Source organism: Fodinibius salsisoli (genome assembly GCF_026229185.1).
Classification (GTDB): Bacteria; Bacteroidota; Rhodothermia; order Balneolales; family Balneolaceae; genus Fodinibius; species Fodinibius salsisoli.
The window spans coordinates 111,337-131,772 of the sequence record NZ_JAGGJA010000004.1 but is presented as its reverse complement, the minus strand read 5'-3'; the positions used below and the strand labels follow the sequence as shown (position 1 = coordinate 131,772).

The window sequence follows — 20,436 nt, the reverse complement described above, 5'->3', positions numbered from 1 at the left end:
ATATTTTCATTTTCTTTCTTATGATAAAGGAATGGGTGTGCTATAAAATACTATCTCCTTAGAATTGTCTATGGCACAGATCTGATCCAGTACAAAGTTCAACCTTAAAAGTATCCCGCTGGTTGTTCTTTTAAGCAAGAGCTTATTTACTCATTTTTCGGTTGACCCAATAATCAAAAGATAGATTATACTTTGTAATCGATGGATCGATCGAAGTGATGTAATTTATACAGCGAGGTTCGCTAGCCATCAGTTCTTCTAAAACATAGATCGAAGTGGCCGGATTGTAGAACTCGTTATAGTCCGATCTTTCCTTATCGGGAGGGTATTTGGTATCCAAAAACTCGATATGTTGGTTCTTGTTTGGTTCGAGAAGGTAGGGCTCCCAGAAATCTACTGCTTTTTTAACCCGAGAAAAATCAGGCTCATCATATAGGCTTATATTACCGGATAGTTTTATTGATTTGAAAATTTTTGCATAAAAAAGCAGATTATAGGCGTGGTAAGCGAAAGCATCGCGGTCTTCAAAGTCGTGACTAGTCCCATCAGCATAAATATTTTTGGGGATGAACGATTTCAGTTCACTTATAGCATGCTCATATAATATTTCATTTTCCGTAATCAATGAAATATAAGTAAGTATATTTAAACGGATTGTATTCCAATTATTGATAGCCAGTTTTCCCGACAGCTTTAATCCGTTTTTGTAGTATTGTGCCTGATCGAGAAGCCACTTGTCAATGCTCTTTCTTTCATTATTAGTTAATGCATCCCGCACAATGGAATAGGCCTCAAACATGGGCAGTAATGCCGTCTCACGGGGTGTATGATCAGAAAGAGAATAATTTTTGCTGAACTGTAATAAAAAATCTACTGTCTTTTGCAGGTATTTCCTTTTTTGAGTACTGTCTTCTTCAAAAACCCACTGAATTGATAATAACAAAGTTGTTTTACAGTAATCTTTTACCGTAGTCTCATTGTCTCCTGTAATATGGGGTATTGCTATAGGCTCTTTGTTTAAACCTGCATTCGCCTTTGCAGTAACAAAATTATTAAATGCTGTTGCAGCTTTACCAGATTCTTTAATTTCCTTCTGGATGCTGGCCACCGTCAACGAATCGATATAAAGATTAGGATATGATGGTTGGGATCCTCTAACAATGTCTTTCTTGTTTTCTTTATCACTCGAAGTAACCTGGGCATTTTCTTTACATCCCGGCAGAAGTGATAAGAAGATCCCAAGAAATAATAGATAAAAAGATATTTTCATAATATTTATTAAAAAACTATCCCAAGGAAGAAATTTCTCCCTTGGAACAGTCTACAATATATGGGATCATATTTATTGCCATCCCGGATTTTGTTCAAGATTGGTGTTTCTTTCAATCTCAGTCCGGGGAATAGGCCATGTATACAGGTGGTCACCTCTCCATGAATACTCATATGTTGGTCCCCCCCCCCATATTTCCTTTTGTCCGTTTTTGTGGGAATGCTTGCCGGTCAGCAAGGTTGCCCGGCTGGGCGCACAGATAGAATTGCCCACAAAGCTGTTGGCAAACTTGATCCCATCCTCGGCAATACGATCGATATTCGGGGTCTTGATGAACCGGTCATCATAGGCACTGAGGGTCTGATAGGAGTGGTCGTCGGTCATGATGAACACAATATTGGGTTGCCCCCGGGATGCCTGTTCTTTTTGGGCAGAAGGGCCACAGGAAATCTGAAAAATCAATGTTAATACCATTAACGAGGGGAAAACCCTTGCACTCTCTTTTCTCATAACAAACACATTGTTAGATTAAAGTATTCATTGTTTGTTTCGCTGTTTGACAGTCAGCCTGCTCATAATTCTTTACCCGACCGAAGTATCTCTATCTTAAAAACAGAACATATTTTAGCACGAGTCGGGTGGTGACATCTAATTTATTCCTATTTGTAGCGAATCCCCAAATCGTTATCCCTTACCTCCTTCAGTTTCTTCTGCAGACGGTTTTGAAAATCGGCCACCACATCCTGATACTGGGGATTATCAGCCAGGTTGTTGAATTGTTTGGCATCGTTCTCCATGTCGAACAGCTCCATCCCGGCACTGGCATTCTCATCATACTGGATATAAGCCCATTTATCGGAACGAAGCATATAAGAGAATTTTCCTCTCCATCGATGCATGGAAAATGCCGCCTCGCGCACGTCATTATCCGGATCATCCAATATAGGAATTAAACTTTTTCCTTGAAGATGCTCGGAATATTCCAGCCCTGCCAATTCTGCTACCGTTGGATACAGATCCAAAAGCTCTACCAGCGAGTTGCTGACAGCCGGTTCCTTGCCCGGTACCTTGATAATCATGGGGACCTTCACGGATTCCTCATGCAGGCTAACTTTCATCCAAAAACGGTGTTCGCCCAGGTGGAAGCCGTGGTCAGAGGTAAAAACGACAATCGTATTATCTTCCAGCCCCTCCTCTTTGAGCGTCTGCAAGACTTTGCCTACCTGTGCATCCATATACGAAACCGAAGCATAGTAGCCGGCTACTGCCTTCTTCTCCTGTTCCTTCGACATCCGGGCATTCACGCTGGTCACATAATTGATACCCCGGGGCGGAATGTCATTCCAGTCATTCTGTACGTTGGGAGGCAGTACAACCTGCTCGTACGGGTAGGGTTTAAAATATTCTTTAGGAGCTACAAAAGGCACATGGGGGCGAACCAGGCCGACGGCTAAAAAGAACGGCTCATCCTTGTGTTTTCGAATTAGCTCCGAAGCTTTCTCGGCCGTCTTCCCATCGGAATGAACCTGTTCGCCTCCTTCGGCTTCAACAATCGTCATCACATTCCCACCCTGGCGGGATTTGTTTCCATAAGGATTATTCTGTACCAATTCGGCCTCCCCTTCTGCCTTCCACTCCGGACCCGGACTATTGAAGCGCTCGACCCAGGAAGCGGCATCGTCCGTTCCATTTGAACCTGTCTCAATATCAATGGGCACACCCATATGATAAATTTTGCTGACCCGGGCCGTGTAATATCCATTATTTTTAAACAACTGTGACCAAGACTGGCGCTGATCGCCCACATTCTCCCGACCGCTCACATAGCCATAGGTTGTGGTTGCATTGGGATAATAACCAAACATCAAAGAAGCCCTGGAGGGGCCACATACGGGATATTGAGAATAAGCCCGGCTAAAGCGCACCCCTTCCGAAGCCAGGCGGTCAATATTGGGCGTGGTGTCCAGCTTATTGCCATATGCTGAAACCGCCGTAGCGGTTAAATCGTCCGAAATGATGAACAACACATTGGGTTTTTCCAACTCCTGTGCCGATGTCAACAGTGAACAACACAGCATCATGAAGGATAACATTAAAAAGTGCTTGCAGGACTTATTTTTGTACGAATTCATTGAATTTGTCTTCGTCTATTCATTAGATTTAAAAAATAGGTAGTCATAATCTTACACACGCTTAATCAGTCGTCAATTGTTCAAGATCTCCATCTTGAAAGCATCATGGGTCGACTCAGTGCGGGCGCTTTGCATAATATTTCGAATTTTATCGGCCACATCCGGATATTCCCCGGCTACATCATGGGTCTCCCCCTTGTCTACTTCCAAATTATAGAGCGCGATATCCAGGTTCTTTTCTTTTTGGATATTCTTACGAATGCCTTTCCACTTGCCCATTCGAACTGCTTGCTGTCCCCCGTAGGCAGGAAATTCCCAGTAGAGGTAGTCATGGGTCTGCTGTTGCGATGGTTGATTTCTTAAGGTGGGGGCAAAACTTATTCCATCTATCCCCTTGGGGGCTTCCGTACCGGCAACATCCGTTAATGTTGGGGAACACATCCCAAAATGCCGAGAGATGATCAGTTTTACTGCCCGGCAGAATGACCCCTGGCCAGCTGGCGATCATCGGTACCCGTATTCCCCCTTCGTGCAAAAAGCCTTTTCCCCATCCATAGCTCTCCTTAAACTTGCCGGCACTGTTAAAGAAACCGGCATCAGTCCCCCCGTTATATGTCGGACCATTATCACTGGTAAAGACAATGAGAGTCTGTTCATATTGCCCGGTCTCTTTCAGCTTTTTGACCAAAGCTCCCACTTGTTCATCCAGATAGGAAATCATCGCCGCATAGGTAGCCCGGGGATAGCGGTTGGGCGTATAGCCTTCATCGCCGGTATAAGGGTCTTCCTCCCCGAACTTATTCTGGTAATGATCAACCCACTGCCTCGGAGCTTGTAAAGATACATGCGGCAGCGGCGAGGCATAGTACAGGAAAAAAGGATTCTTCTGGTTTTGTTCGATGAATCCAAGAGCTTCCTCCAGCATCAGGGTAGGAGCATAATCAGGCTGCTCCTGGAAGCGCTCATAATTTGTCGGATCATCAGGATCCAGGCTGTCCGGGAGCTGCGTGTGGGGATTTACCGGCTCGTTATCCAGGAACATGCGTTCCTTGTTTTTCCAAAGATAGATGGGAAAATAGGTATGCGCCATGGCCTGCCCCAGGTACCCATAAAAAAAGTCGAACCCCTGATCATTCGGGTGCCCCGAGCTACGGGGACCGCCCAGCCCCCATTTCCCTATTATGGCTGTGTGATAGCCGGCATCCTGGAGCTTTTCTCCCACCGTGATGGTGGAGTCAGGAATAGCTATCTGCCCTTCGAGCTCGGGATTTGCACGAATTGCTTGAAAATCCCAGGTTCGTCGGGGGGTATGCCTGGGCCTGTTGCTTCGAATGTAGGCGTGGCCCGGATGCTTGCCGGTCATCAGCATATAGCGAGAGGGTGCACAGACAGGAGACCCGGCATAATGCTGGGTGAAAAGCATCCCATTTCGAGCCAGTTTATCAATATTAGGTGTTTCAATTTTTTGCTGCCCGTACGCACCGAGCTCACCATAGCCCAAATCATCAGCTAACACATAGATAATATTCGGGCTGCTTGTCTGCTTTTCTTGGGTATCACTTTTAAAATGCCCGGCACACGAAACCGCCAAGAATAGCAGTAACAGTGTGCCGGGCAGGGAAATAGCGGACATATTAGTTATTATTTCATTATTTACGTCAACTACCACCCCGGATTTTGGGAAAGGCTGGTGAGCTCCCTTTCCCGCTCAGGTATGGGCCATAAATAATCTTTTGCCGGATCAAAAAGCCGGTCAATACCAGCTACTTCTACCTGTTTTACCTCGTCATTTTCAACATAGTATGTCCCACGAGGATCTCCTTGCATGACGTCTTCTGCAATTTTCCAGCGACGGATATCAAACAGTCGCAGTCCCTCGAAAGCAAGTTCTATGGTTCGTTCTTTCCGAACAACGGCTCTCATCTCGGTCTGGGATGAAGCATCTGCAGAAGTGATGGGAGGCATAGATACATCATCTCGCTGTCTTACGGCATTAATAGCATCATAGACCGATTGATCGATCTCGTTGAGCTCTATTTTGGCCTCCGCATAGGTAAGCAAGACCTCGGCGTAGCGCAATAAGTTGATGTTCAGTCCGGAATTACCTGGATCAGTGTAATCTTCTTCATCCACATACTTTCTTACGTTGAACCCAGTAGTGGTCGCATAAATGGTTTCTCCCACGGGGTCGGAGCCATCTCCGCCGGGTGTGGAATTATAGACTCCGCCACCGGGCAGTGGCACCCCATCAACAAAAATAGAATACTTTAACCGCGGATCTCTATTCTCATATGGATTCGATGTATCATAGCCACTCCCTTCTTCATTAATAGCCATGCCGTTTTTCATTTTATAAAGATCCACCAGCTTAGCCGTCGGCACATATTGACTTCCGTTACTTCCCCCTATTTGACTCCAGGGAGCCAATACTGTGTATGGATTATGATTATCTGTTCCTTTGGCATATTCCCTTTGTAATATCACTTCATTATTGCCTTCTCCTTCATATTGGAATAGTTCAAAGTATGAAGAATGGAGGTCATATTGCCCGCTATCCATAACATCCTTTGCAGCAACGGCAGCCTCGGCATAACGACCGGCAAACAACATGGCCCGGGCTTTAAGCCCATTGGCAACTCCCTGACTAATTCGGCTTCCATTATCAACAGGAAGCAAGGAGGCCGCTTTATCTAATTCTGAAGCAATAAAGTTCCAGACTTCATCAACAGGCGTTCGGGTGACATTTCGGCCTTCCTCTATGTCTATACCTTTGGTAATAAGGGGGACATCCCCATATAGCATAGCCAACTTGATATAATGATAGGCTCTTATAGTCATGACTTCTCCCTTCAGCCTATTAATCACATCAGCATTATCACTTTCCACGCGATCAATATTATCCATAAAATCGTTGGCGCGCCGTATGGCTTCATAGGCATCATCCCATTCACCTAAAAAACGTCCATGGTCTGCAGTGGCCCGTCCCCGTTCTATGGTATAATTTCCCATAAATGCACGGTTGGTATGCAGAATATCGGTGATTCCGTCATAGGTTACTGTTCGCAACCCATCCAGTGTCGGATATAATGCATTGGCTGCTAATTCAGCATCAGCTTCCGTTTGCCAGAAAATATCTGCGGATATCCTGTCATTAGGGATCGTTTCCAGCAGATCGGGCTGACATCCTATTACTACAAAAGAGGCAAATATTAAAACAATAATAGTTTTTAACGTCGACATAATAACTCTCATTTTAAATTTAGAAACGTAAATTTACTCCAACAGTGTAGGTACGGACCTGAGGATAAAAGTTAGCCCTGCCCGATGGAATTTCGGGATCCAGATCCCATTCAGTCAGCTCAGAAAATGTGAGTACGTCCGTGGCACCGATATAGATTGAAGCCCGATCCAGCGAAACCTTCTCCGTAAAACGAGTAGGAATGTTATATGTCAGAGTCACATTCTTTAGCTTCAGATAATCGGCACTGTACACCGTACGGTTTGAAACCTGCCTGTTTTTCGTATCACCTTTAATGGGACGAGGGAAACGGGCATCGGTATTTTCCGGAGTCCAGTAGTCAGCATAGATAGCATGTGTAAACGCCTCATAGGTAGCCTGGTGGTTTAAGCCACCGCTGATCATAATCTCATGACCGGCTGCTCCCTGCCATTGGGTAAACAACTCAAAGTTTTTATAGTTGAAACCCATGTTTAATCCATAGTTGAAACGGGGGAAACTTCGTCCCAAATCCGTTCTATCCTCTGTATTAACCACCCCATCATTATTTAGGTCTCTATACTTGACATCTCCGGGTTTGGGATTTGAATTCATCGCCATATCAGGCCAGCTGTCTGCTTCTTCCTGGCTCTGAAACAGTCCATCAGCCAGATATCCCCAATGGGAGCTTATTGGCATGCCTTCCTTAGTGATAAATGTGGGGTTGGGTGAACTTCCACTGATATAAGGACCGGTACCGGCCAAGTCGATAACCTCATTTTTGTTATCACTAAAGTTTAAGCCGATATCATAGGTAAATTCATTGCCTCCCTTATAATCAATGGTAATCTCATACCCTTCATTTTCAACCGTTCCGGCATTTTGTGGCGGAGCCGACAGACCAATCAATCTTGGGATAGGCAATCCTAACAAAATATCATCCGTTACCTTTTTATAATAATCCACGGAAAGACCTAACCTGCTGTCCATCATTTCCATATCAAACCCAATATTTGTTTGGGTTGTGGTTTCCCACGTCAAGTTTTGGTTGGCCAATCGACTTTGGGCGTAACCGGCAACGGGTTCTCCATCAAACGTATAATTTACCGCCGCAAGTGTCTGATAATAGGTATAAAGATCTACTGCCTGGTTTCCTGTTGCCCCGTACGAGCCTCTTAATTTGAATTCATTGACATACGGTTTCAGCTGATCCCAGAAAGATTCTTGCGAGAGCCTCCATCCTAATGAGAATGAGGGAAAGAAACTATACCGGTTATCCTTGCTAAACCGCGAGGAGCCATCATACCGGGCATTAAGTTCTACCAAGTATTTACCGGCATAATTATAGTTAAACCGGCTAAAAAATGAGCGGAGACCGTAATCGAAATCTCTTCCCGTTGCTCCTTTATTTTCTTCCGACCCCTGGTTTAATGATCGTACTTGGTTGTTGTAAAAATCCTGACGAGAAGCAGTCAGTCTATTTCGTCTGTTATCAACGGTAGAATATCCTGCCAGGGCTGTGACTCCATGTTTACCGAAGTCGTTAGTATATTCTAACAGGCTGTTCAAGGTATATTCTCTTAAGTATGATCGATACTCTTGCAGATAATTAGTTTGACGCTGCGTAAAACGATCTGTAAGTGGATCACGATTGGAGTAACGAGCCCAGTACCGCTTTTGCTGCGTGCTTGAATAACGCAAGGCATATCTTGTTGAAAAAGTCAGGTTAGGTAAAAATTCGTACTCACCTTTGATGTTTCCTATGAGATAATCATTCTGATAGCGAAAATCTCCCGTTTGTTCAGCGAAAAGCAGCGGATTATTAACTTGCGGACCCAATCCATATTCACCGCTTTCATACTTGGGCCATGAGAACTTGGTCGCATGGAGCATATAGTTAAATACTTTAAATTCTCCATCGCCGGGTTCATGAGTCTCACCACTTCTATAGTTGAGATCTGCACTAACCTTTAACTGTTCTGACGGAGTATAATCAGTATTTAACCTGAATTCTTTTGTTTCATCACTGAAGTTTGGAACAATCCCGCCAACATCCTGATACCTGACGCTCATGCGCGCTTTAATATCTTCTCCGCCGCCGCTTACTGCTAAGGTATGGTTTTGTTGAGGAGCAAGCTCCAATATCCCCAGGTCGTCTCTGCGGAACCATGGGAAAGGAAGGGGATACTCCGGGCTGGGAGCATTCTGTACATATTCCTGGATATACGCTTCGGAATACGGAACCTCGCGGCCGGCATTCTGATAGGCCACATTTTCTAACCGGAAATACTCTTCCAACCCGATATGTTCAGGTCTGTTAATGGCATCCTGGATAGCATAATATCCTTTGTAGTCAACATTCACTTCAGAGCTTGAAGCTCTTTTAGTAGTAATCAACACAACTCCGTTGGCTGCACGGGAACCGTATATGGCCGTTGAGGATGCATCCTTAAGCACACTAATGCTTTCGATATCATCCGGGTTGACGTCACTGAACCTTTGCTCGATGCCATCGACAATGACCAGCGGATCATTATTACTTAAAGTTGTAACCCCTCGTATTCGGATACTTATATTTTTGTCTCCGGGGCTTCCACCTTGATCGCGTACTGTCACTCCCGAGGAGAGTCCCTGTAACGATTGCTGAGCATCTGCTACTGGTCGGCGACTGACATCTTCAGAAGAAACAGAGGAAACTGCATTGGTAACACTAACTTTTTCTTGTCGGCCATAACCTACTACCACAACCTCTTCACCGGTAATGGCCTGTGGCTGCAATGCCACATCAATAGTCGTTCGCCCGGCAATAGGTACCTCTTGCGTCTGATACCCAATAAAAGAAAACACCAGGGTATCCTGCAGGGAAGGCACACTCAATTCGAAAGTCCCCCGTACATCGGTAGAAGTCCCGCTTGTTGTTCCCTTGACAAGCACATTCACCCCGGGCAGCGTTTCTCCCGTCTGGTCGGTCACCGTTCCTTCGACCGTTTCCTGCTTTATAATCTCTTTCTCTTTTTCAAAAACCACATAGCTTTTAGGTGTTAACTTCCTGTATTGCATATTCAGCGGTTCAAGCAAGAGAGAAAGACTTGCCTCCAGTCCCTCTTGACTACCTGCGGACGCCATTACTTGCTTGCCTTGAACCTCCTTACTCTTATAAAATATATTTACTTCGTAGGACGTTTCCAGCCGCCGAAGTTCATTGCCAAGTGATGTAAGTTGTCCTGTTTTCGATTCCTCTTTGTGGATAAGTAATGCTGTTTGGGAATCTGAACCCTGGGCATTTGCCAGCAAGGGGATACCAATTACCAGCAGCATAAACAGTAGCCATTTTTGTTTCATCATATTATTACTCCTGTTAAAGTTATCGTTGGTTTTAATTAAGTTGGTAGATATTAAATCTGATTATCCTCATAGTTCAACTTCCAAATATTATCGTATTCCCCTCATAAGTGACTGGGATCTTTAGCAATGTGCGGAGCCCTTCAAGTAGTACCTCAAAGTTTTTGTTTGGAGCTGAACCCGAAAATTCTATTTCTCTTAATGATTTATTGCTAAACTCTACTTCAACGCCATATATCTCCTCTATTCGATCTGCAATACGGTGCAACGGCGTATTCTTAAATTTAAGTTCAAAGTTTTTCCAAGAGGTGTAGAGTTCACTATCTACATTCTGAATTTTGATATTGCTTTTATTGGAGAACAACATAGCGAGCTCTCCAGGACTCATTATGTATGGTTTATTTGCCCTGTCTTTAGGATTGGTTTTCTGTACTTTCACTTTACCTTCTTCCAGAACTACCTCTGTGCCCTCTGAATGGGTATTTACATTAAATTTTGTCCCCAAAACTGCCACTTTTCCTTCAGCAGTAAGAACTGAAAATAAACGTTGCTCTTGTCCGCTCTTGTGAGCAATATTAAAGTAAGCCTCACCTTGAAGTTCTACCTGCATATCCCCCCCCTGGTGAGTCTTCGGATACGTCAGCTTTGAATTAGCATTGAGTATTATCTTTGATCCGTCAAAAAATGTCACTCTCTTTACTTCTCCATACCCCGTCTGGGTAGTTGCCATTATCGGTTGTTCTGTTGCTTCTGGTTCCTTGGGGCCCCAATGAGCATACCGGATCACCCCAACTACTGTTATCAGTAGGACAATAGCTGCCGCAACCTTTGTCCAAAGGGCCATTCCCATACCTCCCCGATTGATTCCCTCAGATGGTAGAGTTCGTTCCTCAATCAGAGCAGACTCTAACCTCTTTAACTCTTTTTGGGTATTGGGCTGTTCTTCTTCAAACCATAACAACTCATTAAGTTTCTTGGCTTGTCTTACAACAGCAATATTTGCGGGATCTTCTTCCAGCCAGCGATTCCATTTTCGCTGTTCCAAGGTGTTAGCATCACCATTGATCCACCGTACAAATGAATCGTCAGTGAGTAATTCTGCAATTTGATCGTTGTGCTTTGACACGATTCCTCGAATCTTTTTAGTAAAAATAAAATGGATATTTGAGACCAAGTTACTGTCTCAAAGAAATACCAAATGGGGTATTCACTTGTTAAGAGAGAGCCATAACAAGTCTGTAATGAAGTTTTTTTGAAAAAAATTGAGGAGGGGAGGTATACAGCGAATGCAACGAATTAAAATATTTCTTAATCCTGATAAGAAATGGTCTCAATGTGGCTACGAAGCCGCTCAAGTGCTTTATAAAGAAGGTTTCGTACGCATTGATAATTTATATCCATCACTTCGACCAGCTCTCTATTTGTTAGTCCATGATAGAACTTCAGAAAAATAGCTTCCTTCTGACGCGCCGTAAGCGTCTGAAATGCTTCATGTAGTTGCCTTCTCTTTTCCTGGGCAACTTCTTCTCGAATTAACGTATTTTCTACTGAGAATGTGAGCTCTTCTTCCCTTTCTATATACTTTCTGTTACGTTTTGCCCTATTCTTTTCTTTTTGAATTTGCTTGAAAATCAATCTTCGAAATGAGGATAAAAGATAGGCCTTAACTGAATAAGCAGTTGACAAATGCTGGTGTTTATCCCATAAATTCAGAAACAACTCCTGGATGACCCCATTAACAACTTGCTCGCTCGAAACAATTTTAAGCCCGTAGTTATACAGGTGCTTATGATGAAGCTGGAAGAGTTTCGATAGTGCTTTACGATTTCCCTTCCTTAAAGCTGACCATAGTTCTTGGTCATCCTTCTTTGTATTAGTAGCTGTTTTAAATTGGGCAAATAACATAAGACCCTAACTCTATAGGACTGAACACCAACCTTTCTTTTTACAATTTCTAATGTTTGTTTTTATTACTAATAAATCAAATTTATTTTTAAACCTTTACTCATGTGATAAATACTTTTCGATTTATTTCGAATAAGGGCATAACAACTTCATAGTTATTAGTAGTAAGGAGGCTTTGCAAAACCTCCTAGTAATTAAACACACAGTTTAATTACTAGGAGTTAATTACTAGGAGGTAAAATAAAGAAATAGATGTGGTCCTGTATTAACTAACTATAAAGAAATCGTAAATCAGCCTCTCTTTGGCACTCATATTTTGAATCCCAAAAACAAATAGAGCTTTCAACCTTACTCTTTTTTACTCCCCCCAATTTTGATACCCAAACCACCATCTATACGCAGGGGCTGCCCATTGATGAATGATCCTTTTTCACTGGCAACAAAAGCTACAAACTCGCCAATTTCCTGAGGCCGGGCCATACGATCTACCAAATGAAGGTTGATGGTTTCCTGACGAACTTCATCCGGATCGGGCGACTGTTGAAAAGCCTCTTCATTCATGGGCGTGTCTACCCCACCCGGACAGATTGCAACGCTGCGAACTTGTGGAGCATAATCAACGGCGATACTTCGCGTCAAACCAATTAAGGCCGATTTAGAAGTGACATAGGGTGCAACTTTTTCCTGGGTGACAAAGGCCTGTACGCTGGACATATTGATGACCACGCCCCCGCCATTTTTCAACATGGATGGAATCGCATGCTTGGCACACAGAAAAGCTCCTTTCAGGTTAACATTCAGGACGTTATCCCACTCCTCTACAGAGGTTTCAGTCACTTTTGAATACCGTATAATTCCCGCATTATTGACCAAGACATCCAGGCGGCCAAACTCCTCAACAGCTAGTTCCATTGCTTTTTGAACCTCTTTTTCGCTGGAAATATTGCAGTGAATAAATAACGCCCGATCGCCCAGTTGGTTACAAAATTGCTGCCCGGCCGTCTCATCAATATCAATAATTACAACATTCCCTTTTTGACGGTGAAATACCTCCGCACAACCGGCCCCAATCCCTTTAGCTCCGCCTGTTATAACAATCGTTTTCCCTTTAAAAGACATGGATTTTCCCGATTTTAATTAAATAGTGGCATGTGACAAATCACTACAGGCCCTCTGTTATAGCGCGATATACTCGTTCATCATACTCGTCCGCAGCGTATTCCTCCAGAAAGGAGTGTATACTTGCATTTTTATTTTTCAGAAGTCCCTGAACCACCCAGTAACGAATACGAGGATCGGCTGCATTCGTCAATGATTCCTGTCCACGTATTAACCAGCTTTCAGCTGACGTATCATAATCAATAAGAATGTTCAAAGCTATCTTACGAATAGAATAAGGATATTCACTATCCAAAAAAGGTGCTACTTGGTCAACGATATTCTCGGTTTGACCTCGCTTAGCCACATGCTGAATGGCTAATAATGAACGTTCGCCGACGGAATCCTGCTGGGTAATGGCTCCAATAAAAGTATTTAGTTCTTCGGTAGATATTAACTCTGACAAGCTGGTTAATCCCTCCTTAAAAATAGAAGTTTGGTCCGTATTCATAGTAATCTGTTTTATCCTATCCAGACTTTCCTGGTTCTCTGGATAACGCTGTAAGGCCTTTAAGCCGGCTTTTTGCACCACTGGATGATTACTCTGCAGGGCATCCATGAAAACCTGCTCTGTACCTGCGGCACCTGCGGTGATATCAGCCAATGATGACAGCAATCCGGCTCGCACCCGTGGCTCAATATCACTGTCCAAGGCATCCATTACAGCTAACTGTAAATCTGGATTATCAGCGTGGCTACCAAGTCCATGTGCTGCTTGTGCTCTTTGTTCCACTGTTTGTGCATTACGCAGCTCATAAAGCAAGAAAGAGACCGGCTTTTGTTCTAAAAGCTTCAAATTCAGATCATCCGGCACTTGCAATTGAAGAGTCCGCAACCCTGGGGATACGGCCAGTGTTATACTATCATTGATGCCGGTGAAGGTAGCCTCATCCGACTCCGTTTGTCCCCCGTCGTACACTTCTGTAGCAGAAAGCGTCACGAGCTCATCGTATCCACCTTCAACAGCTTCAAAGTTGAGCACCACAGCATCTCCCGTCTGATTGGGCTGGTAGATTACACGATAGACTACAGAGTCTGCAGCTGCTTCCGGAGCTGTTGCAGAAGTATCAGAAACATTTCGAGGTTTCATTCCGGGAGCTTCAAACATAGGTTGACCGCTCTTTTGATACCAGTAATTGGCATAGTCATTCCAGCTGACAACCGGTAACAGTTGTTGAAGTAATGCCGGATGCGACTGAGAAATAACACCTCCCCACGATTGCCCTTTCCATTTTACCCACCGATCCTGCCAGCCATTCCAATTTTTAGGACCATACTGTGCATACAAACCATCCTCGACTAATGCAGGCTGATCTTCCACCTTTAGATAAGGAATTGAATCGTTTATACTCTGTTGAACCAAGGTCTGGTATAGCGTAATTCCAGCGCCCTCTTTCCACTGGCCAGCCCGCTGCTTTGTACCAATCCACTGGGCAATAATTCCCCGTAACAACTGATGCTGTAAGTCACCCCTATTCTGGTATAAAAATACCGTAGAAGCCCCCCATGACTTTGTCTCCCAGTTATGATCTGCTGTAACAATAATATTTAGCCATTCATAAGGAAATTCCGACTGCATATTACGCTCTACTGTTTCCAGCCAATCATAGGCATTTCTCAATAATTGCTGGCTGTCAACAGAATCAGACAGCCCTTGTTCAACGGCCACATTAATCTTTTTAATTCCATAGGTGGTCGTTTCATTAGTGAATTGTCCAACCGCCAAGGCCAAAGTTGAAGCAGGGATCTCTTTTGTGGATGAAAACCGATAAGTTATGACGCTTTCATTGACCGGCTCTTCTCCTACCTTGCTTCCGGTAGCTATAACATTGTATTCAGAGGGGACAGAGATATTGAGCTCTGTTTGAAAGGTAACATGGGGATTATCTACAATGGGAACCCAATGGCGCTGCGACCGTGGAAGCTGAGAACTCCATACCATATTATTTTTATTTTTTAACAACCCAAACTTGGGCGCAGCACTATACCGGATACGTAGTTCAAACGTTTCTCCTTCTTTTGCCGGCTCACTCAGTGGAATGAAAAGAGAATCGTTTTGCAGCGAAAAATCTGCTTCATTTCCATCGATGGATGCCGAACTGATATCCAGCCGGGCGGCCTGCAAAATAACGGTATCCGCTTCGTCAATATTTGCTTTTATTTGATAGGTAGCAGCTCCGTCGATTTGTAGATTTTGGGGCTGTAAACCCAACTGCAGATTTAGCTCGGTAAAATCAAAATCGAGCCTGGGATGTGGAGTATGATCGAATGATTGTGCGTGAAGAAAATCGAATTGAAAAATAAAGGCTCCCAGGAAAAGGAAAAACAAAATACTTCGCTGTACTGATTGAACCATTGGGCTTGGTAATGTTTTCATTACGAAAATGACTTCTTGTACTCTAAACGTAGGATTATAGCACGTCGTATAATATCGCATTAATTTTTACAAATCATCCCCCAATTTGTTCCTTTTCTCCCAAATGATTAGCACCTGATTAGTGTTAAGAGAAACAGAATGTAAATTTAAAAAATTTTGAGAGATATGAGTACAATGAAAGCAATGCAAGTACCTGAAGCAGGTAGCGACTTTACACTTACTGAAACAGAGATACCCTCCCCCGCAGATAATGAGGTTCTAATTAAAGTACAGGCTTGTGGTATCTGCCATAGTGATGCCATTGTAAAAGATGGATTGATGCCCGGCATTGAATATCCGCGTACGCCCGGACATGAAGTTATTGGCACCATCAAGAAGCTGGGTACATCGGTGGACCATTGGGAAAAAGGTCAGCGCGTGGGCGTTGGCTGGCATGGTGGACATTGTTACAAATGTGAAGCCTGTCGCAAGGGAGATTTCATCAATTGTGAAAACGGCAAAATAACCGGTCTCCATTTTGACGGCGGCTATGCAGAATACCTGGCGGCTCCCGAAAGCGCCCTTGCCGCTATTCCCGATTCGCTCGACTCCGCAGAAGCAGCGCCTTTGCTGTGTGCTGGCATCACCACTTTCAATGCCCTGCGAAACAGCAATCTTGAGCCGGGTGATATCGTAGCCGTGCAGGGCATCGGCGGTTTAGGTCATCTTGGCGTACAGTATGCCAACAAGTTTGGATGCGAGGTCGTAGCTCTTTCCAGGGGAACGGATAAAAAGGCACTTGCTCAAAAATTGGGCGCTCACGAGTACATCGATACCAACGCCAACGATGCCGCTGAAGAACTCCAAAAAATGGGCGGTGCTAAAGTAATCTTAGCAACAGCTCCGAATAGTGAGGCTATTTCTTCCGTCGTTAATGGATTAGGGCGCAATGGAGAACTGATCGTCGTTGCAGCCACCAATGATCCTATAGAAGTGACTCCCTTCCAGCTTATCATGGGACGCAAGTCTATTGCTGGCTGGCCCAGTGGCGACGCCAAAGATTCGGAAGACACGCTCAACTTCAGCGCACTTACCGACGTCACCCCGGAAATTGAGACCTATCCGTTGGAAGAAGCAAATGAAGCCTATGCCCACATGATCAACAATGAGGCCCGCTTCCGCGTTGTCCTTGAGATGTAATCAAACAGATGAAGCACATTTAGATCCTTACGTTTGACCTTTATACTTATATACTTATCTATTCCCCTTTCTTTGGAGGGGAAGCAGGATAGGATAGATTAACCATAAAATTGAAACCCGTTTGGCCTCGAATTCATTGACGGAAAAAGCGAGTAGTAGCTATGAGGCCGCACAATTTCACACCGGCTCAATTTGGTGCCTAAAGTCTCTCATCGAGATGGACCATTGAAATTGTGCAGCTTAGCTACGATTGAGCGCCGTCAAGGAATTCACCGCCTTGACTTTTTTGTTCGTTTTGGGTCAAGCCAAAATGAACACTACACCTCATAAACCTGGCCAAAATAGTTAGTTCGGAATAATCTGGAGCATATCACTTATGCAAATAATTAATCAGCTCTCAAATATTTCCAACACTTCCGGTATAAGCTCGTGGCTACAGGATATCCCATTGCCCGACTCTATGGTTTCTTTTCCAGTCGTATCGCAAAATAAGCCGCCGGCCTCGCTCATGATTGTTTGCATTGGGGCGGCATCCCAGATACTTAAAATCGGATCAAACATGATATCGGCACGACCTGTAGCCACCATCATGTGTCCATAAGCATCGCCCCATGTACGGTGCAGACGGGTTTTATCGATCAAAGAGTCGAATGCCTCTCCGTAATTATATTCAACCGCGGTGTAGGCATCGGTGCTCAAAAATGTAGCTTCAGAAAGGCTATCACATGATCTTACAGAACAGGCGGTTCCATTAAGGCGGGCTCCTTTTCCTTCAGCAGCCTCACAAAGTTCCTCCAAGGCGGGCGCATAAATGACGCCACAAACGGGCTTACCATTCACAACAACGCCAATGAGCGTCGTATAAAGCGGCACCCCATGGATAAAAGATTTTGTACCATCAATAGGATCTAAAATCCATTGAATATCACTGGACTCATTGCTCCGACCGTGCTCTTCTCCAATAATGCCGTGGTCCGGAAACTGCTCAGAAATAGCTTCCCGCATGATCGTTTCTGCTTCCCGGTCGGCAATAGTTACCGGCGAGTCATCCGACTTGCGTTCAACATCCACCGACTGGTTAAAATAATTGAGCGTATGCTGCCCTCCCTTCTTCGCAATTTCGATGGCTGACGTATGAATTGCATCCAAATCAAATTCCATGTGTACATATTGTCTTAGGGTGATTATTTTCAGCTACCGAAATATAGAACTCAGAATTAAGAATTCAGAATCTACTTATAATTTCCAAGAATATCTGTCAATCCCACCCTGTCATACTGAACTTGTTTCAGTATCTTTTGTGCTAATACATTAGATACCTTCTTAATTTTATGTTCCATTAGTTCCTGATCCAGCTCCATCGGAAAGGGTGAAATGGATTCTATAAAAAGCCTTTAACTTTGAACTTCTAATCTCCAACTTCTAACCTCTAAGATGACCGATTCACAGATTTTTAGCAGCATTGCCAATGAACTTAACCTCAAGCCCAAGCAGGTTAGCTCCGTCGCTAACTTCCTGGATGACGGGGCTACCGTCCCTTTCCTGGCCCGCTATCGTCAGGAGGCTACCGGTGGACTTGATGAAGAACAAATCCGGAGTGTGCGAGATAAACTGGAATTCCATCGCACGCTCGAGGACCGTAAAAAGACGATCCTTAAAACAATTGATGAACAGGACAAGCTTACCGATGAGCTTAAAGAACAAATTACCGCTTGCAGCGACCTGAATACCCTCGAAGACTTATACCTTCCCTACAAGCCCAAACGCCGCACCAAAGGCGATATGGCCAAGGAGAAAGGGCTTGAACCTTTAGCGGAGCTTATTTGGGAGCAAGAAATTGAGCAAGGCGATCCCACGGAGCATGCCGCCAAATTTGTGGATGAAGAACAGGAGGTGGCCTCCGCCGAGGAAGCCATGGACGGCGCCCTCGATATTGTCGCCGAGTGGATTAATGAATCCGTTGACGTAAGGGAAAAGCTCCGCGATATCTTCCAAGAGCATGCGGTTGTAAAGACAGAAAAAAATCCGGCTGTAGAAGAACGCACGAATTTTGAAGACTATTATGAGTTCTCGTCCAAAGCCAAATTTCTGAAACCCTATCAAATCCTGGCCATTAACCGGGGCGAGCGCGAGAACGTTCTTTTTGTGAACGTTGAGCTGTGGGAGGAAGTGACGCTGGAAAATATTGATAATATTGTCATCACCAACGATATGAGCATCTTTACTCCTCACCTGCAGGACGCCGTTGAAGATGCCTACAAACGACTGCTCTTCCCCTCACTGGAGCGCGAGCTGCGTAACAACCTCACCGAGCGGGCCGACGCGCATGCCATTGAGACCTTTGCCACTAACCTTGCCAATTTGCTCATGCAGCCGCCGCTGGATCACAAAGTAGTGATGGGCATTGACCCAGCCTATAAATCCGGCTGTAAAGTAGCCGTAGTGGATGAGACCGGAAAGTACCTGGAGGGAACCACGACCTATCCCACTCCTCCACAAAAGAAAGTAGCAGAAGCGGAAGAAGTTTTTGCAGGCTACATCGACAAGTACAACGTCAACCTTATTGCTATCGGAAATGGTACGGCCAGCCGTGAGACCGAACAGATTGTCGCCAACTTTATCCAGAAGCGAAAAGAAAAGCATCCAGATGAAGAACTCAACTATATGATTGTCAATGAAGCGGGGGCTTCGGTTTACTCTGCATCGAAAGTGGCCGCTGAAGAATTTCCGGATCTGGAAGCCGCACAGCGTGGTAACATCTCCATTGCGCGCCGGGTGCTCGATCCGCTGGCCGAACTCGTTAAGATTGATCCCAAATCTATCGGCGTTGGCTTATACCAACACGACGTAAATCAAAACCAGTTGGCACAGTCGCTGGACGATGTTGTGGAAAGCTGTGTGAACCAAGTAGGCATTAATCTGAACACTGCCAGTGCTCCGCTGCTTTCTCATATTTCCGGACTCAGTCGACGGGTGGCCAAGAACATCGTAAAACGCCGTGAAACCGAAGGCACCTTCTCCACCCGCGAACAGATAAAAGATATCAGCGGAGTGGGAGAATTTCGCTTCCAGCAGGCCGCCGGATTTATGAGAATTCCGGAGTCTTCAAACCCTCTGGACAATACCGCCATTCACCCAGAAAGTTATGAGGCAGCAGAGAAATTATGCAACCTGTTTAGCATCGATATTTCAAATTTAAAAGAGCAGCATGAAGCGATTTCAAAGAAGCTAAATAACATCGACAAAACACAAATTTCCGAACAGATCGGCGTGGGCATTCCCACCCTCGAACTGATCATCGAAAACCTTCAAAAACCGGGACGTGATCCACGGGAATCTTTACCCAAACCAGTGCTCCGGGAAGACGTCATGAAGATGGAAGATTTGAGCACCGGACAGACCCTCGAAGGCACCGTTCGAAATGTCGTTGACTTCGGCGCTTTTGTAGACATCGGAGTGAAGCAGGATGGACTGTTACATATCTCAAATATGGCTAATCGCAAGGTCGAAGATCCGCACGACATCGTTGCCGTTGGAGATATCATTAATGTCGAAATTGTCTCGCTGGATCTGGAACGTGGCCGCATCGGATTGTCCATCAAGTAAGGAAATACCTTGTCGATAATTTACTTTATTTAGATTTCTCACCTCGCTTTTTTGAGCCGCTGATGCAAATGTGTCAGCGGCTTTTTTTATACAATTTGTCCACTAATTTCGGACAATAGGCTTACATATAGCTCTCCTTATTTAAAAAATAGTTAATATAATAACTTTAAACATATGGGGCACAGCGTATTAGTATACTAAAAAAAGTTATGAACAATTGTCTTAAATCCTGATAACTGGCAAAAACTTA

General features: G+C 44.4%; 14 protein-coding genes and 1 pseudogene. 2 read left to right on the top strand and 13 right to left on the bottom strand.

The window, feature by feature from the left end; translation table 11 throughout:
• Nucleotides 1-142: 142 nt before the first annotated feature.
• The 12 genes and pseudogenes from J6I44_RS07165 to J6I44_RS07115 all read right to left on the bottom strand — a co-directional run bounded on the left by J6I44_RS07165 (nucleotide 143) and on the right by J6I44_RS07115 (nucleotide 15,401).
• On the bottom strand, nucleotides 143-1,270 hold the full coding sequence (locus J6I44_RS07165) for an alginate lyase family protein (RefSeq protein WP_265765358.1): 1,128 nt from the start codon (nucleotides 1,268-1,270) through the stop codon (nucleotides 143-145).
• 72 nt (nucleotides 1,271-1,342) lie between these two features.
• Nucleotides 1,343-1,465 carry a RagB/SusD family nutrient uptake outer membrane protein gene (locus J6I44_RS20825; protein ID WP_350356683.1) on the bottom strand — a complete coding sequence of 41 codons (123 nt, stop codon included), beginning with the start codon at nucleotides 1,463-1,465 and terminating at the stop codon, nucleotides 1,343-1,345.
• Nucleotides 1,466-1,474: 9 nt separating this feature from the next.
• Nucleotides 1,475-1,780 (bottom strand): annotated as a pseudogene (locus J6I44_RS20820) (sulfatase-like hydrolase/transferase); the annotation flags it as partial.
• Between the two features lie 149 nt (nucleotides 1,781-1,929).
• A complete protein-coding gene (locus J6I44_RS07155; RefSeq protein ID WP_265765356.1) occupies nucleotides 1,930-3,351 on the bottom strand; it encodes a sulfatase in 1,422 nt (473 codons plus the stop codon).
• 123 nt (nucleotides 3,352-3,474) lie between these two features.
• Nucleotides 3,475-3,843, bottom strand: a complete 369-nt coding sequence (locus tag J6I44_RS20815; RefSeq protein ID WP_350356679.1) for a sulfatase/phosphatase domain-containing protein — start codon at nucleotides 3,841-3,843, stop codon at nucleotides 3,475-3,477.
• Nucleotides 3,731-5,035, bottom strand: a complete 1,305-nt coding sequence (locus tag J6I44_RS07145) for a sulfatase-like hydrolase/transferase (protein WP_265765353.1) — start codon at nucleotides 5,033-5,035, stop codon at nucleotides 3,731-3,733. The genes J6I44_RS20815 and J6I44_RS07145 overlap by 113 nt, the downstream gene beginning before the upstream one ends.
• A gap of 29 nt (nucleotides 5,036-5,064) precedes the next feature.
• The gene (locus J6I44_RS07140) at nucleotides 5,065-6,642 is read right to left on the bottom strand and encodes a RagB/SusD family nutrient uptake outer membrane protein (protein WP_265765352.1); all 1,578 of its coding nucleotides are present in this window, start codon (nucleotides 6,640-6,642) and stop codon (nucleotides 5,065-5,067) included.
• A 19-nt stretch (nucleotides 6,643-6,661) separates the two neighbouring features.
• Nucleotides 6,662-9,964, bottom strand: a complete 3,303-nt coding sequence (locus tag J6I44_RS07135) for a SusC/RagA family TonB-linked outer membrane protein (RefSeq protein WP_265765351.1) — start codon at nucleotides 9,962-9,964, stop codon at nucleotides 6,662-6,664.
• A gap of 73 nt (nucleotides 9,965-10,037) precedes the next feature.
• A complete protein-coding gene (locus tag J6I44_RS20810; protein ID WP_265765350.1) occupies nucleotides 10,038-11,087 on the bottom strand; it encodes a FecR family protein in 1,050 nt (349 codons plus the stop codon).
• A gap of 182 nt (nucleotides 11,088-11,269) precedes the next feature.
• Nucleotides 11,270-11,866 carry an RNA polymerase sigma factor gene (locus J6I44_RS07125; protein ID WP_265765349.1) on the bottom strand — a complete coding sequence of 199 codons (597 nt, stop codon included), beginning with the start codon at nucleotides 11,864-11,866 and terminating at the stop codon, nucleotides 11,270-11,272.
• A gap of 348 nt (nucleotides 11,867-12,214) precedes the next feature.
• Nucleotides 12,215-12,985 (bottom strand): SDR family NAD(P)-dependent oxidoreductase, encoded by a 771-nt coding sequence (locus J6I44_RS07120; RefSeq protein WP_265765348.1) that lies wholly within the window; start codon nucleotides 12,983-12,985, stop codon nucleotides 12,215-12,217.
• A 43-nt stretch (nucleotides 12,986-13,028) separates the two neighbouring features.
• Nucleotides 13,029-15,401 (bottom strand): hypothetical protein, encoded by a 2,373-nt coding sequence (locus J6I44_RS07115; RefSeq protein WP_265765347.1) that lies wholly within the window; start codon nucleotides 15,399-15,401, stop codon nucleotides 13,029-13,031.
• 165 nt (nucleotides 15,402-15,566) lie between these two features.
• Between J6I44_RS07115 and J6I44_RS07110 the strand changes: the two genes are divergently transcribed.
• Nucleotides 15,567-16,580: an alcohol dehydrogenase gene (locus J6I44_RS07110; protein WP_265765346.1), complete on the top strand. Its 1,014-nt coding sequence runs from the start codon at nucleotides 15,567-15,569 to the stop codon at nucleotides 16,578-16,580.
• Nucleotides 16,581-16,970: 390 nt separating this feature from the next.
• Here J6I44_RS07110 and hisN read toward each other — a convergent pair whose 3' ends face one another.
• Entirely contained in the window at nucleotides 16,971-17,741 is a 771-nt protein-coding gene (hisN, locus tag J6I44_RS07105) for a histidinol-phosphatase (RefSeq protein WP_265765345.1), read from the bottom strand.
• 273 nt (nucleotides 17,742-18,014) lie between these two features.
• Here hisN and J6I44_RS07100 point away from each other — a divergent pair, with 273 nt between their 5' ends.
• Complete coding sequence (locus J6I44_RS07100) at nucleotides 18,015-20,186, top strand: Tex family protein (RefSeq protein WP_265765344.1); 2,172 nt, start codon at nucleotides 18,015-18,017, stop codon at nucleotides 20,184-20,186.
• Nucleotides 20,187-20,436: the final 250 nt, after the last annotated feature.